Origin of the sequence: Streptococcus parasanguinis (assembly GCF_964238605.1) — a bacterium.
GTDB lineage: Bacteria > Bacillota > Bacilli > Lactobacillales > Streptococcaceae > Streptococcus > Streptococcus parasanguinis_AJ.
The window spans coordinates 168846-184745 of record NZ_CAXSMM010000004.1 but is presented as its reverse complement, the minus strand read 5'-3'; the positions used below and the strand labels follow the sequence as shown (position 1 = coordinate 184745).

At 36.0% G+C, this 15900-nt stretch carries 15 protein-coding genes and 1 tRNA gene; 1 reads left to right on the top strand and 15 read right to left on the bottom strand.

Features of this window, described 5'->3' with window-relative positions; all coding sequences use genetic code 11:
• Positions 1-249 precede the first annotated feature (249 nt).
• The 12 genes from ACESR9_RS05105 to ychF form a co-directional block, all read right to left on the bottom strand.
• The gene (locus tag ACESR9_RS05105) at positions 250-729 is read right to left on the bottom strand and encodes a sigma-70 family RNA polymerase sigma factor (RefSeq protein ID WP_049473250.1); all 480 of its coding nucleotides are present in this window, start codon (positions 727-729) and stop codon (positions 250-252) included.
• A gap of 154 nt (positions 730-883) precedes the next feature.
• A tRNA-Glu gene (locus ACESR9_RS05100) sits at positions 884-955 on the bottom strand.
• A 91-nt stretch (positions 956-1046) separates the two neighbouring features.
• Positions 1047-3020: an ATP-dependent zinc metalloprotease FtsH gene (gene ftsH / locus ACESR9_RS05095; RefSeq protein WP_049473251.1), complete on the bottom strand. Its 1974-nt coding sequence runs from the start codon at positions 3018-3020 to the stop codon at positions 1047-1049.
• Positions 3021-3030: 10 nt separating this feature from the next.
• Complete coding sequence (gene hpt / locus ACESR9_RS05090; RefSeq protein WP_003018402.1) at positions 3031-3573, bottom strand: hypoxanthine phosphoribosyltransferase; 543 nt, start codon at positions 3571-3573, stop codon at positions 3031-3033.
• A 4-nt stretch (positions 3574-3577) separates the two neighbouring features.
• Positions 3578-4852 (bottom strand): tRNA lysidine(34) synthetase TilS, encoded by a 1275-nt coding sequence (tilS, locus tag ACESR9_RS05085; RefSeq protein WP_254728728.1) that lies wholly within the window; start codon positions 4850-4852, stop codon positions 3578-3580.
• The gene (locus ACESR9_RS05080) at positions 4852-6138 is read right to left on the bottom strand and encodes a serine hydrolase (RefSeq protein ID WP_373105863.1); all 1287 of its coding nucleotides are present in this window, start codon (positions 6136-6138) and stop codon (positions 4852-4854) included. The genes tilS and ACESR9_RS05080 overlap by 1 nt, the downstream gene beginning before the upstream one ends.
• Positions 6110-6238 (bottom strand): SP_0009 family protein, encoded by a 129-nt coding sequence (locus ACESR9_RS05075; protein WP_003009253.1) that lies wholly within the window; start codon positions 6236-6238, stop codon positions 6110-6112. The genes ACESR9_RS05080 and ACESR9_RS05075 overlap by 29 nt, the downstream gene beginning before the upstream one ends.
• Positions 6239-6241: 3 nt before the next feature.
• On the bottom strand, positions 6242-6610 hold the full coding sequence (locus ACESR9_RS05070; RefSeq protein WP_003009251.1) for an FtsB family cell division protein: 369 nt from the start codon (positions 6608-6610) through the stop codon (positions 6242-6244).
• A complete protein-coding gene (locus ACESR9_RS05065) occupies positions 6603-6869 on the bottom strand; it encodes an RNA-binding S4 domain-containing protein (RefSeq protein WP_003002258.1) in 267 nt (88 codons plus the stop codon). Before ACESR9_RS05065 ends, ACESR9_RS05070 begins: the two co-directional genes overlap by 8 nt.
• Before the next feature lie 68 nt (positions 6870-6937).
• Entirely contained in the window at positions 6938-10432 is a 3495-nt protein-coding gene (gene mfd / locus ACESR9_RS05060; RefSeq protein ID WP_373105860.1) for a transcription-repair coupling factor, read from the bottom strand.
• Between the two features lie 4 nt (positions 10433-10436).
• The gene (pth, locus tag ACESR9_RS05055) at positions 10437-11006 is read right to left on the bottom strand and encodes an aminoacyl-tRNA hydrolase (protein WP_003009246.1); all 570 of its coding nucleotides are present in this window, start codon (positions 11004-11006) and stop codon (positions 10437-10439) included.
• 68 nt (positions 11007-11074) lie between these two features.
• Positions 11075-12190, bottom strand: a complete 1116-nt coding sequence (gene ychF, locus ACESR9_RS05050; RefSeq protein WP_373105857.1) for a redox-regulated ATPase YchF — start codon at positions 12188-12190, stop codon at positions 11075-11077.
• A gap of 178 nt (positions 12191-12368) precedes the next feature.
• Between ychF and ACESR9_RS05045 the strand changes: the two genes are divergently transcribed.
• A complete protein-coding gene (locus ACESR9_RS05045) occupies positions 12369-12866 on the top strand; it encodes a DUF1307 domain-containing protein (RefSeq protein ID WP_031574824.1) in 498 nt (165 codons plus the stop codon).
• 35 nt (positions 12867-12901) lie between these two features.
• Here the strand turns inward: ACESR9_RS05045 and ACESR9_RS05040 are convergent, their stop codons facing one another.
• The 3 genes from ACESR9_RS05040 to dnaA form a co-directional block, all read right to left on the bottom strand.
• A complete protein-coding gene (locus ACESR9_RS05040) occupies positions 12902-13093 on the bottom strand; it encodes a DUF951 domain-containing protein (RefSeq protein ID WP_003002008.1) in 192 nt (63 codons plus the stop codon).
• Between the two features lie 12 nt (positions 13094-13105).
• Positions 13106-14242, bottom strand: a complete 1137-nt coding sequence (gene dnaN, locus ACESR9_RS05035; RefSeq protein ID WP_021154169.1) for a DNA polymerase III subunit beta — start codon at positions 14240-14242, stop codon at positions 13106-13108.
• A 159-nt stretch (positions 14243-14401) separates the two neighbouring features.
• Positions 14402-15760, bottom strand: a complete 1359-nt coding sequence (gene dnaA / locus ACESR9_RS05030; protein WP_031574821.1) for a chromosomal replication initiator protein DnaA — start codon at positions 15758-15760, stop codon at positions 14402-14404.
• Positions 15761-15900: the final 140 nt, after the last annotated feature.

The following is a 15900-nucleotide window of genomic DNA, read 5'->3' as shown; positions in this document are numbered from 1 at the left end:
ATTAAAATAATTGTTTGTCTTAAACTCATTCTGTCACTGACAGATTTATTGTTTTTTTATTGTTCAGTTACTATAACCTTAGTTATAGCGCCCTGCACATTGGTTCGTCTTGTTCAGTTTTCAAAGGTCTTTGTCGCTCTCGCGCGACAACTATATTAGTATATCATGACCTACCCTTACTGTCAACACTTTTTCTCAAAAAAATTTATTTTTTTGAAAGTTCATTTATACACTGTCAACTTTCAGTTCTTAAATTGTATTTTTAAAATCCTTCAGATAGTTCTCTAATTTCTTTTTCATTTTTGTTTTTCCTAGACATCTTCTGTTTGCTAGTAATGCTTCATATTGTTCTTTTTCTTTTACGGTTAATTTTTCTTTAAAACGTTTTAATGCATCTCTAAGAACAACCAGCTCATCTAAATATATTTTTCTTGATGAAATTCTGTGACTAATTTCTCCAATTTCAATATATGGAAGTCTATTTATTTTTCTCTTATCACTTTCCTGTTGTCTTATTTTATCTTTAATATGATTTCTAAATTTTGTTTTAAAATATGTATAAAGTAATTCTTCATTTGTTTCAATTTCAGGATTTTTTTGATAAAGTTCAAAGAGTGTTAGCTGTCCTTCTTGTTCCCAATCATCCTTTTCCCATAATTGAATATAATATTCTTTTTCACATTTTCTTACGATATATTTTACTTTTTGATACATTTTATTAAATTCCATAAGCTCTCCTTTACTTTTATCTGTATTTTATAAAAATAAAGAAGCCCATTGGACTTTTTTTCTATTCTGCACGTTTTTTTAACTATTTGGTTATTATTTTTAATTATTTTGTCCAAATACACAAAAAAACTGCCACTTGGTGACAGTTCATCGATAGTCCGTACGGGATTCGAACCCGTGTTACCGCCGTGAAAAGGCGGTGTCTTAACCCCTTGACCAACGGACCATTTTTACAACATATTCTATTATACAGAATATTTTTACTCTGTCAACACTTTTTTAATAAAAAAAGAAGGAAATATTTTCCTTCTTTTGAATTAGTTATTTTCTTCTAATTTTGACTTAATCTCATCATATGATAGAGGTTTTGCTTCTTCTTCTAATTCATGCTCTGAATTTTCAGGCATTTTTCCTGTTTCATATAATGATTTAATTTGAACACTATCCAAGGTTTCATATTTTAATAGAGCTTCCGCAATTAGTTTATGCGTTTCTCTATTTCCTTGAATAATTTCTGCCGCTTTATTACGGGCTTCATTCAACAGACTACGAACTTCTTCATCAATTTCGTAAGCTGTTCGTTCTGAAATCATTTTTTGTGGGCTTTGAGCACCAAACATTGCATGATTTCCTTCATATTGGACCGGTCCAAGTTTTTCACTCATACCATATTCTGTCACCATTGCACGCGCCATTTGGGTAGCTTGTTCAAAGTCATTTGAAGCACCCGTTGTTTGCGAATTGAAAATAATTTCTTCGGCAACACGTCCTCCCATGAGCCCAGCTAATTGTTCTTTCATATCTTCTTTAGAAAGTAACATTTGATCTTCTTTAGGAAGGGCAATCATGTAACCGCCTGCACGACCACGTGGAACAATCGTAACTTTATGAACTACACGAGCATTTGATAAGACCAGGCCAACGATTGTATGACCAGCTTCGTGATAAGCAACCATTTCACGTTCTTTTTGTGAAATCGTCCGATCTTTCTTAGATGGACCTGCAATAACACGATCTTCTGCTTCATCGATATCAGCAGCATCAATTACTTTTTTATTTCGACGAGCTGCAACCAAGGCTGCTTCGTTCAAAACATTTTCGAGATCAGCACCGACAAATCCTGGTGTTTGTTGAGCAACCAATTTCAAGTCCACATCTTGAGCAAGTGGCTTATTCTTAGCATGAACACGAAGAATTGCCTCACGACCTTTCACATCTGGACGTCCAACCAATACTTTACGGTCAAAACGGCCAGGACGAAGAAGGGCAGGGTCAAGGACATCAGAACGGTTAGTTGCTGCGATAACAATGATTCCTTCGTTGCCTTCAAAACCATCCATCTCAATCAAGAGCTGGTTGAGGGTTTGTTCACGTTCATCATTTCCGCCACCAAGACCTACACCACGCTGGCGCCCAACAGCATCAATTTCATCGATAAAGATAATGGCTGGTGCTGCTTTTTTAGCATCTTCAAAAAGTGAACGAACCCGGCTAGCACCGACTCCGACAAACATTTCAACGAAGTCAGAACCAGAGATACTGAAGAATGGCACTCCAGCTTCACCAGCTACTGCTTTTGCTAAAAGGGTTTTACCAGTTCCGGGAGGGCCTTCAAGAAGCACACCTGCTGGGATTCTTGCACCCAATTTAGTAAAGCGTTTTGGATCTTTTAAAAATTCAACAACTTCAACAAGTTCTTGTTTTTCTTCTTCAGCTCCTGCTACATCTGAAAAACGAACTTTAATATCTTCTTTATTAGCAGCGCGGGCTTTATTACGACCAAAGTTCATGGCACCTCTGGCACCTCCGCCACCACCTTGGTTCATCATTGAGAAGAAGAAGAACATGACAATAACAAATGGAACAATTGAAGTGAGAATTGTTATCCACATGCCACTTGAGCTCTCACGCTTAATGGTGATTTCTGCTTTGTGGTCAGCTGCTAATTTTTGTAATTCATTGACGGTGATATCAGATGGAAGGATGACACTAGTAAAGCGAGATACTTTTTGAACACTTGGGGTAAAAAATTGAATTCCTGTATCTTCTTTTGATTCTTTTGCTTTATTATAGGTACCTGCAATTTCAATCACACTACCATTTGGTTGGTAACTGATCGTTTTTACATTATCATTTTTAATTTCTTTGACCAATTCTGTGTAGTTGATTTGCTGACTTTGACCAACCCCATTACCCGCAAAAAAGTACTGGAATCCTGTCACAGCCGCTACAATAATCAACAAATACAGAAATGGATTTCGGACAAAACCGTTATTTTTTCTGTTATTCATCTAGTCTCCTCTATTTTGAGTACACTTCCTCTTTTAATACACCAACATAGGGTAGGTTACGATAATTTTCATCATAGTCTAAACCATATCCTACAACAAACTCATTTGGAATCGTAAAGCAGGTGTAATCTGCTTCAATCTCAACCAAACGTCCTTCAGGTTTATCCAGTAAGGTAGCAATCTTCACAGATGCTGCATTTCGTTCTTCAAAGAGTTCTTTTAGACTCTTGAGGGTTTTACCTGTATCGATAATATCTTCTACAAATAAAATATCTCTACCAGTAATATCTTGGTCGATATCCTTGATAATATTAATAATACCTGAGCTTGCCGTACCACCATGATAACTTGAAACCAGCATAAAATCCAATTCAATATGTGTATCCACGTGGTTGATCAACTCTGCCATAAATGGAACAGAGCCTTTCAAAATTCCAACAAAAATTGGATTTTTCCCTTGGTACTCTTTTGTTAGGGTTTCACCCAATTTCTTTGCTGCTTCTACAATTTCATCATGTGAAACCAATACTTTTTTTATATCTTTTTCTAACATGTTTTTACCTATCTATTTTTTGAATATAAAGACTATCTTTCATTATACCACTTTTTGAGAGCTTACTCAAATCACTCGTTACCAATCCCACTACAGAAAGAATATTATGATTCTGTTCTATAATGAGAGCTTTTTGTCGAAGCGAAATTGGAATTTTATGGTTGATAAACCACCGTCTTAATTTTTGATGGTGGCCATTAACAAGCAGGTGATCTCCTTCCTTTCTCCCTCTAATTAAGATGGGAGTTTCGCGTGAAACAGAAAGAATTTCTACATTTTCCCCTACTAATGGTTGTCCAAAAGATAGTTTATAATTTGCAATATCAAAGATATTCCCAAATTCTAACAAAAAAGGAAGGGGTTGGTCATCCGACTTTTGACTGATTTTTCGTATTTCAAAGAAATCATATTCTTGATGTAGTTCATAATTCGACTTTAAATAATGAATGCAATTTCTTTTTTTTCGCAGTAAATCTAATAATTCTTGAAACTGGGCCCTACCAAGTTGCAAATCTGGAAATTGTGCCAAATACTCTTCTAATAAGAATGATTGTACAGAATGAGAATACGTTCTAAAAGAAGCTAAATCTTGAATGCTTAACTTGCTAGTCAATTCTTTTAGTGCTTGGTGCCAATGATTCACTTCCTCTGCTAAATAGCGAAGACTTGCTTGCATTTGGGGATTTTCTTTTTCAAATTCTGGAAGGTATTGATGGCGTACACGATTTCGAAAATAGTCCTGTGAGTCATTGCTACTGTCTTCAAAGTGAGGGATTTTCATCAACTCATCTTTGGTAAAAGTTAACAAAGGACGGATTAACTCACCCTTACCAAATGGTTGGCGTACAGGAATACCACTTAAATGGCGTAATTTTGTTCCTCGTATTAAGCGCATGAAAGTTGTTTCGGCTTGATCGTTTGCATGATGACCTGTTACTAAAGCGGTGCAATCCTCTTTCTCCATAATCTGTTTAAAAAAATCATAACGAAAGGTACGAGCTTTTGCTTCTGTAAAATCACCCGAATAGTGAGCCACATGGATACGTGTCTCTCGCCTATCAGCTAGCGTTCGAAGTTCACTTTCTTCTAAATCCGATTCTGGTCTTTGTCCATGATTGACATGAGCGAGTACCAGATGGATTTTCAATCGTTCTTTATTCTTATATAAAAGTTCATACAGATTCATTGAATCCAATCCACCAGATAAGGCAACTAAAACACGGCGATGGGGAGTAAATAGATCTTGTTTTTCACAAAACTCTAAAAATCGCTTTTCCATTATTTCAATACCTCATAGATATCTTTTGAAATGTTGGAAATCGTATCATAATTCGAATGATCTGTAAAAATGGCTATTACATAGGGTGAATTTGTATATACAATTGCAACATCATGTCTAAAATCATAGGCATCTCCGATTTTATGAGCAACTTTTACTGGAAGGTCACGCGCAATCCGTTGATCATCATATTTTGTAGAGGAGAGTGCATCAATAATAGGGCCATTTTGTTGATAGACAGCCTCCATGACATTGCCAGCCATTTCAGCGGATGCTTCTCTTTTTTCAACATCCCAATGTTTCTTTGCAATCCTATCCAAAGTTTTTTGGAAGTCTTGATCTGATTGATGAGTGACATAATAATTCAAGATATTATGTCCAACATTATCTGATTCTTTTGCAATTTTATCTACCAACTCTTGAACACTATATTCTTTTCCATCTGGTGTTTTTGAAAGGCTACCACTTCCTTCTGGTTCATAGCCACCTTTGAAATCATTGACTTCTGGAATATATTTGTAGGTTGTAGTTGGAGAAATGGCTTTTTTATTGAGCTGTTCTTGGACGTAGTACAAGTATGGTAATTTCGTTACACTGGCAGAATACATTTCTTTTTGCGGATTGATTCCAGCAGTATTTCCAGTCTCTAATTGTTTTACATAGATTCCATACGAAGGAGAATTGTATTTACTATTTAACAAGTCCTGGACTTTTTCCATTCGATTATCTTTTTCAGTAACGAATGCTTTGTTCACCCAGCCCTGACCTTCAATCTCCACAAATTCATCTCGTAAAGTCTTAGCTGTACGTAAGACTGTCACTTTTGTATAAGGAGAAAGAGGTGTATTTTTTTCTTTTGCACCATTTATTAAGGGTCGGTCATACACTTTAAAACCAGGTTTTAGCCACATGTCTTGTTTTTTTTCTTGTGTTTCTTGTACAACATCAGAAAAAATGACAGAAGAATCTGCTAATACATATCCTTTATCTGCTATTTTAAATACAGCTTTCCCTTCATCATTTACAAAGAGTTGTTCGATTGTAAACGGTGTGTTGGGAAGAATTTCTCCTTTTGCTTTTTTCAACTGAGGATCAGAAAAAACAGAAATTTTGCGATAGACATTAGGGTTCGCTGGAATTGAAGAAAAATAAAGTTCTGATGGATGAGCCATTGTCTGAGAAGACTCAGACTGCTCGACACTCGCTGCTTGAGACCCAATAAATAAAATTGGAACTAACAATAGGAGCAGAAATCGTTTAGACACCTGTATTCCTTTCCTTTTCATCCTTTTGAAGTTTAATCATTTGGTTTTTCTTTTTTAATTCCTCTAATTTTTCATCCGAAAATTCAAGAAATTGTTTAACTGTTTGTAAGATATTTTCCATCGGTTATTGGGGGAGTAAATCTGGGATGGTATAAACATATTCACCATCTTTTGAAAAAGAATACTTTGCGCGTGCATATTTTGTTGCATAATCATCGTCTTTTAATTTTTTAGCGATGTCTTGTTGGTATTCTTTTTGTTCACTTGTTTCTTTATACTCTTTTTCCAACTGTTTATATTGTTCTTTTTTATCTTGTAGCGATTGATAGCTCTGGGCTAAATTATAAGTTGGAAGAATAAATAGTAACATGACCAATATCAAGACGAGACCCAGAAAACGATTGCGTTTTTTTCTTTCTTCTTCTAAAAAACGTTTTCGCTGACTTTCGTCTTTGATATATTTATTGTTCATTTGAACGATATTTTTAGGCATCTTCTTCTATCCTTGTTTCACTAATTATTTCGTACATTTTGGATGCATCTTCTTTTTTTGTACTATCCAACATTTCCAAGACTTTAACTGTCAATACTTTATTTCCAAAACGAACTTCAATTTGATCATTCACTTTCAAATCCGTTGAACTTTTGGCTAATACTCCATTGACTTTGATTCGCCCTTTATCTGCAACTTCCTTTGCAACAGGACGACGCTTAATAATGCGAGAAACTTTTAAATATTTATCTAATCTCATACTGTCACCTCTAACATAGTATTGTATCATTTTTTATACATAAAATGCGAAAAATGAGCTAAGAACTGCTAGTCCTCTTCTTTTTCTTGTTTAATTTCCAATAAGGTTTGACCAAATTGCTTCAGAGCTTCTAAAATTTCAAAATCTTTCTTGTTTCGAATATCGAAAATCACTTCAATCAATCCCTTTTCTTCTGCAATCTGTGCCTTTAACTGTGTCATTGACAGAGCTTTGAAATAATCCTGTGTTAAAAACAGTTGTTTGGCAATAGGTTCAAATTTCACTGTCACTTTTTGTTGTTTTCTCTCAACAAGACGGACAAATACTTGATCCAAGTAAGCTTTCACTAAACCAATTTCTAGTAGGTAGGCCACAACATCTGGGTATTCTCCAAAACGATCGATCAATTCATCTTGCAAGTACTCATAGTCTGTCGCAGAATTCATTTCACGAATTTGTTTGTAAATTTCAATTTTTTGACGTTGATCTGAAATATATTCATTAGGTAAATACGCATCTATTTGAAGGTTCAACTCTGCATTACTCTTTTGCCTGCGATGCTCTTGGCCTTGTTTCTTAGCAATAGCTTCTTCTAACAATTGAGAATACATTTCAAAACCAACTGAATCGATGAAACCAGATTGAGAAGCTCCAAGGATATTCCCTGCTCCACGGATCGATAAATCTCGCATAGCAATTTTAAATCCAGAACCCAACTCAGTAAAACCTTTAATAGCTTCTAAACGTTTTTCAGACACTTCTGTAAGAGATTTGTCTGGACGATACATCAAATAAGCATAAGCAATTCGATTGCTTCGTCCCACACGACCTCTTAGTTGATAAAGCGTTGAAAGCCCCATATGATCCGCATTTTCAATAAAGAGTGTATTGGCATTTGGAATATCCACACCTGTCTCAATAATGGTTGTCGTCACTAAGACATCGTATTCGCCATTAATGAAATCCAACAGGGTATTTTCCAGGCGAACTTCACTCATCTGGCCATGAACAAAGCCAATCGAAGCCTCTGGAATCAACTCTTTTAATTCAGACACTTTTTGTTCAATTGTATCTACCTTATTGTAAAGATAATAGACCTGTCCTCCACGATCCATCTCCCGCAACACAGCATCTCGAATAATGGTTGGATTGGTCTCTAGTACAAAAGTTTGCACAGGATACCGATTGGTCGGAGGTGTTTCGATGACAGACAAATCTCGAATTCCTAGCATAGACATATGAAGAGTTCGAGGTATAGGGGTAGCTGTCAAGGTAAGCACATCCACCTTTTTTTTCAATTCTTTCAAGGTTTCTTTGTGCTTCACTCCAAAACGTTGTTCTTCATCGATCACGATTAAGCCTAAGTCTGAAAAAACAACATCTTTGGACAAGAGCCGGTGAGTTCCAATAATAATATCCACTCGTCCTTTTTTCAACTTTTCAAGCGTTTCTTTCTGCTCTGCCTTACTCTGGAAACGACTTAAAACAGCAACCTCTACTGCAAAAGATTCAAAACGCTCCTTAAAATTGGCATAATGTTGTTGGGCAAGAACAGTGGTAGGAACCAACACTGCTACTTGTTTATGATCATTTACTGCCTTAAAGGCTGCTCGCATAGCGACCTCTGTTTTCCCAAAACCGACGTCTCCAACCAGCAATCGGTCCATCGGACGATTCGATTCCATATCTTTTTTGATTTCTTCAATGGAACGTAATTGGTCATCTGTTTCAATATATGGAAAATCTTGTTCAAAAGCCTCTTGGTTTTCATCATCTTGGGAATAGGCAAAGCCTTCTAATTGACTACGCTCCGCATAAAGTTTTATCAAATCATCCGCAATGTCCTCCACCTGGGTCTGAACCTTTTGCTTTGTTTTTTGGAAACGCCCATCATTTAACTTGTTAATTTTTGGCGTTTTTCCATCACTTGCAACGTATTTGGACAACATCTGAATCTGATCGACAGGAATCGAGATGCGATCTCCATTTTGATATTGAATTGAAACATAATCACGATGGACACCCGAAATTTCAATCGTTTCAATTCCCAAATATTGACCAATACCATGAACTTGGTGAACAACATAGTCCCCTTTTTCCAGTTCATTATAATTTTTTAGGCGTTCTGCATTGGAAATATTTTGCCTGCGAATCTTTCGTTTGATCTTTTTCTGATAAATCTCTGATTCTGTAATATAGACAATTTTTTCATCAACAAATTGAAAACCGTGAGCTAATCCTCCAACGACTAATTGACTAGCTTGAGGAATGATCGTATCCCCATCAATATAATCTAATCGAATCCCATACTCTTCTAAATTTTTATGGAGCTGTTGAAGATTGTGATGAGAAGTTGCTTGGACAATAACAGTATAGTTTGATTTTCGATACCGTTCAATTTCCTCTTTTAGTAAATCAAATTGTCCAAAAAACTCCTGCATGGGATATTGATTGAATTGATACAAATGATCAAACTTCAGATTTCCCAATCCTTTTTGAAAGTTTGAAAAATAAGTTGCAGGCGTATATTTTCGTAATGTTGTACTGGTGTCTGCAAAATACACTTGGCGAGAAGAAGCTCTATTTTTATGTAAATCTTCCGTCAAGAGATTAGCTGTATCTAGTTCAAATCTCGCTATTTGATCTGCTATTTTTTGATAATCATCCAGAAAGACTGGAGTGTGTTTAGGGAGATAATCGAATAGGGTATATTGCTTCTCGTAAAAGAAACTAATAAATTTTCTAAGATCCGGATGGAGTTTCCTTTGAGAAATATCTCCCAGAATTTCTGCTAGATAAGATTTAAATTCTTCATTTGCACTCTGTTCTTGCAATTGTTCGATTTGCTTCTGACCACAGATGAAATCTTCCTCTTGCAATAATAGATCACTCACTGCTTTCAGTTGAACTTCTTCAACATTTTCAACAGAACGCTGGCTTTCGGGGTCAAAGATTCGGATTCCATCAATCTCATCTCCGAAAAATTCAATCCGATAGGGTTGGAGTTGGTCGATCTCAAAGATATCTAAAATATCTCCTCGTAGACTAAACTCTCCCTGTTGCAAAACTTGGCTCACCTTTTGGTAGCCAATCTTCTGTAATGTTTCACTCAGAGTAGTTAAGTCTATTTCTTGACCAACCTTCAATTGAAAAATGCTAGATGCAAAAACTTTAGGAGAAGGTAATAGTAGTTTTATACCACTCACATTGGTCACAAGGATGCCTTGACGACCTTCTTGGAATAAAAAGTTCAAAGCCTCTAATCGTGCAAATTGCCTTTCTTGTGAAGCAAAAACAAATTCTGCTAAAGGGTTATCATCTCCCAAAAATGTATGGACTTTCTCTTCTCCAAGTAAGGCAATAAAATCACTGGCCAATCGTTCTGCTTCGTTATAACTGGAAGTGATGAGGACTGCTTTTTCAATAGAATCAAAGGCTGAAGCCATTACAATAGCCTTTGTGGTCGCAGATAATCCTAAGATCAATTCCCTATTATTTTTTTGCAAACCTTGTTGCCAGGATAGAAGGTTGGAGTTTTGACTCACTAAATCAATTACATTCATCTACTTACCCGTTGTATTTCTGCATGCTTCTTTCAAAATTTTCTTCTACCAAGTAATCGTTAACCGCTTCTTCTACTCGATCGATTGTTTGTAGAATAGTGATGTAATCGTCTTTATCAAATTTTCCTAATACATGATGAACAACTGACATGCCCTGCTTAGGTCTTCCAATTCCAATCTTAATTCGATAAAAAGTCTGAGTTCCAATATGATTGATAATCGATTTGATTCCGTTATGACCTCCAGCTGATCCTTTCGCTCGAAGACGAATCTTACCAACTTCCATATCTAAATCATCGTAAATAACCAAAAGATCTTCAATATCCAGACCATAATAAGTCAGAAGGGCATGGACTGCTTTTCCACTCTCATTCATGAAAGTGGTCGGCTTTACAAAATAGACCTTTTCTCCATTCAAAAATGTTGAGGCGATATCAGCTTGAAAAATCTTATCATGGGAGAAAGTAAGATTTAAAGACTTTGCCATTTGATCAACTAACATAAAGCCTACATTGTGTTTGGTTTCAAAATACTTATCACCTGGATTTCCCAATCCAACAATTAATTTCGTCATCTCTTTCCTTTCAAAACACTAAAAGGGTTGGAAATATTTTTTCCAACCTTTACATCTTTTTAACTCTCTTATACATTAAAACGGAATTCCATGATGTCCCCATCTTGGACAACATATTCTTTTCCTTCTTCGCGCAAGCGTCCTGCTTCTTTTACAGCCTTTTCAGAACCGTATTTGACCAAATCATCATAGGACATGGTCACGGCACGAATAAATCCTTTTTCAAAATCGGAGTGGATGATTCCAGCTGCTTGAGGAGCTTTCATGCCACGTTTGAAGGTCCAAGCACGCACTTCTTTTTCACCAGCTGTGAAATAAGTGCCAAGTCCCAACAAGTGATAAGCTGCACGCGTAAGTTTATCAACTCCAGACTCTGTCAGGCCAATCGCCTCTAAAAATTCTTGTTTATCTGCATCATCTAGCTCAGAAATTTCTTCCTCAGCACGCGCAGAAATCACCACGACTTCCGCGTTCTCTGTTGCCGCAAAGTCACGAATTTGTTTCACATACTCGATAGAATCTGGATCTACAACAACATCTTCATCCACATTGGCTACATAAAGAACTGGTTTGGTAGTCAAAAGGAAAAGTCCTTTCACCACTTTTTGTTCTTCCTCAGTGAATTCAATGGTCCGAGCTGATTTACCATCTTCAAGAACTGGTTTGATTTTTTGTAGAACATTAAATTCCGCAACAGAATCCTTATCTTTTTGTGTACGAGCGATTTTTTCTACACGCGCATAGCGTTTATTGACAGACTCTAGGTCGGCTAAAATTAATTCTAAATTGATAGTATCAATATCTGCCAGTGGATCAACAAAGGCATCTTCACGACCTTGCTCCCGCATGACATTTTCATCATCAAAAGCACGCACCACATGGACAATAGCATCTACTTCACGGATATTGGCCAAGAATTTATTACCAAGTCCTTCCCCTTTAGAAGCTCCTTTCACAATCCCAGCAATATCTGTAAATTCAAAAGTAGTCGGAACTGTCTTCTTAGGAGTAATCATTTCCGTCAATTTTTGGAGGCGTTCATCTGGAACTTCTACCATCCCGACGTTTGGATCAATGGTTGCAAAGGGATAGTTTGCGGCCTCTGCTCCTGCTTTTGTAATTGCGTTAAATAGGGTTGATTTACCAACGTTTGGTAAGCCAACGATACCTGCTGTTAATGCCATTTTTCTTTTTTCTCCGTTCAAATTTCAATCTCTTTTATTATAACATAATTCAAAAGACAAGTAATGAAAAATAAAATATTTCATGACCTTTGAAACTAGATTTTTTCATCAAACTGTAACGTTCTAAAAAGATAAAAATGGTATACTATATTTAACAATGAACAAAGGAGTTTTTCAGATGAAAAAACAAACATGGAAATCTATTTTTCTTTCTTTAATCGCTATCTTTACTCTCTTTCTTCTTGGAGCTTGTGGACAACAATCTGTTCAAAAATCCTATCTTCAGGCAATCAACCAAGAAAAGAAAACAGATGTTCGTATTACACTAGAACATAAAGGTGATAAAGCGATCAGTAACCAAACCACCACTACTATTTATTACAAAGAGGCGGGAGTTACGAAAGATCAATTAAAGGAAATGATCGATAAATATGATGAAGAATACAAAGATGTCAAAGGATTCACACATTCTGCTGAATATAAAGATGATTATATGGTTGAAAAAACAACACTAAATTATGAAAAGGCAGACTTAGATCAGCTAATTGAAAAGAAATTAGTAACGACACAAAAAGATAAAAAAGTCGACTATATCAGCTTCAAATCAACTTTTGATATGATGAAACAGGGTGGTTTCAAAGAAGTTAAAAATGGAAAATTTGAAGAATTAAAATAATCGAAAAGGTTCGGTCACATAAGTGACTGAACCTTTTATAGTACTTTCTTCATTTTCTGTTCAAAATCATGGCGACTCATCATGACCACATGATCACAATTGCTACACTTGATTTTTATGTCTGCACCAAGTCGCGTAATTTCCCAACGATTTGCCTTCTTGCCTGTTTCTTTAATCACACAAGCGTGAGGCTTTTTCATTTCTACAAAATCACCTAACGTATACATGATTCACCTTTGTTAATTTGTGCGAACTGGCGTAATCAATTGAATGAACCCTTGTTCATTTCCTTCTGGAACCAATGTAAACGGTCTAACAGAAGAAATAAAACGAATCACAACTTGTTCACTGTCAATAGCTTTGAGCGCTTCAATCAAATAAGTTGGATTAAAGCTAATAGACAAATCCTCTCCTGAAACGGCGCTCGTATCGATCTCTTCATTTACTCGCCCAACTTCTGGTGAATGAACGTGAGAAGAAACCACTCCATTTTTGAACTCTAATTTAACCGTTCCGTTTTGAGTCGCATTTGAAAGAAGACGAGCACGCTCCATTGCAAATCGAAGGTTGGCCACATTGAAGGTTGCCTCTGTATTGAATTCTGTTGGAATGAGACGGTCTGTATCAGGATAATTTCCTTCTAGCAAACGGGTATAAAAACTAATGTGTTCACTTCTAAATAGGATTTGATTGTTAGCAAAGAAAACTTCAACTGTTTCAATATCATCAGAAAAGACAGAGGTGAATTCACGAAGAGAGCGACTTGGGATGACAACATCAAAGTTGTCTCCATTTTTCTCCAGTGTAATCACTTTTTGACTCATACGGTGAGAGTCTGTTGCTACTGTTTTTAGCTCTTTATTATCCGATAGAACAAAGTGAACACCTGTCAAAATTGGCCGACTTTCTTGTACACTTGCTGCAAATGCTGTTTCATTAATTAATTGTTTTAATAATTTTGTTTCCAAAACTAATGGATTACTTGCAGCAATTTCTTGAATACGTGGATATTGATCTGCATCTTTTCCTTTAAGTGTAATTTCTGATTTTCCACTTGTTAAAAGAACCTGTTTTTGTTCAATCTCTTTAAAATCTAAAGTAACATCTGGTAAACTTGAAACCACATTAATAAAGAAAGTTGCTTCCAATAAAATAGAACCTGGAGAGGTCACTAGTAAACCAGCATTTTCGTCTTTGATAGAAATAAAGTTTTCGATTGAAATTTGGCCATTCGATCCTGATAAGGCAACTCCTTCTGGAGTGACATCAATTTTAATCGTGGAAAGGATTGGAATAGCATTTTTTGAACTGATCGCTCTTTTGGTAGTATTTAGTGCTTGTAAAAATAAAGTTTTGTTAATAGAAAAATTTATCATGGTCATTCCTTTTATTTATTTTATGATTAGTAAGTTAATAGTAATAGTAGGTTGTGTGGAAGTTGTGGAAAAGTCTCAGAATCCTATCTATGACTTAAAAAGTTACTTGTTTAAAAATTGTGCATAACCCTTAGAAGTTTAGAGGAAGTTATCCACAGATTAATTTAACTTTTTCTTGATACTTTGAATTTCGAGTCGTAGATTATCATCTGTGTCGACCATACTTTTAATTTTTTCATAAGCATGAATGACAGTCGTGTGGTCTTTTCCACCGAATTCTTTTCCGATTCGAGGAAGTGAGTTGTCCGTCATCTCTCTTGAAAGATACATGGCCACTTGTCGTGCTAGGACAATATTCTGAACTCTTCGAGAACCTTTGATTTCTTTTACACTGACTCCATAAAAGGCTCCAACTGCTTCCTGAATTTTTTCAATGGGGATGACAAGCGTCTTGCTATTATCGTTTTTACGAGCTCGAATAGCTTCAGCTGCAACATCGATCGTAATTTCTTTTAGTTTTTTCACCTTCGCCATTAAAGAAATATCATTTAAGGCACCTTCTAAGTCTCGGACATTTGAATCAAACTGACCTGCTAGATATTCCAGTGTGTCATTAGGAAAAATATAGTCTAGATCTTCAATTTTATTCCGTAAGATGGCAATCCGAGTTTCAAAATCAGGTGGTGTTATATTTTGCGTTAGTCCCCATTTGAAACGAGTAACCAGCCGCTCTTCAAGACTATCTAAATGATCCGGACTTCGATCGCTTGTTAGAACAATCTGTTTGTTGTCGCTATGGAGGGCATTAAAGGTATTAAAGAATTCCTCTTGAGTCGTGACTTTTTTCCCGCCGAGTGACTGGATATCATCGATCAGTAAGAGATCAAGACTTCGATAGGTATTCTTGAACGTCTTCATTTCTCCTAATCGAAGGTGTTCTAAAAATTCATTAATAAAGGTTTCTGCTGGAACATACTTAACCCGTGCATTTGGAATATTTTCTAGGATTTGATTTCCAATTGCGTTCAATAGGTGAGTCTTTCCAAGCCCTGGTCCACCATAGATAAAGAGAGGGTTGTAAGTTGTTGCAAGATTTTCAGAAACTGCAAGCGCTGCTGCTTTCGCCCAAATATTTCCATCCCCTTGCACAAAATTATCAAAGGTGTACTTTGATTTCAGACCTGTATCAATTTTAGGCAACGGTTCGGTTGTTAAGCTACCTGAAGATAATCTCCTATTCTCACCGCTATGACTACTAGGAATTTCTTCGGTATCTTCAAAAACGAAATGAAACTTCAAATCTGTATTGTAGACTTCAAAGCTGGCTGTGATCAAAGCATTTTTTAGATTTGTTTCCCAAAATAATTCTTTATAATTTCCATCAAGATAAATGGTTGCCGTCTCTCCATCGATTTTGACTAATTTTGAATCGGCAACAAAAAAATCATAGGCACTATCTTTTAGTTGTAATTGGGCTAATTCTAAAAAACGAGACCAAAATTGCTCTTCTTGTGACACTATCAGACTTCCCTCCTTTTCTTGAATTGTATCAAATCATACGTACTCCTATTCTACCACAAACAAAAATAGTTTTCCACAGGCTAAATTTCATGAAATTAAATTATAGTTTTAAACTTTTCCACAAGTTGTGGATTTAA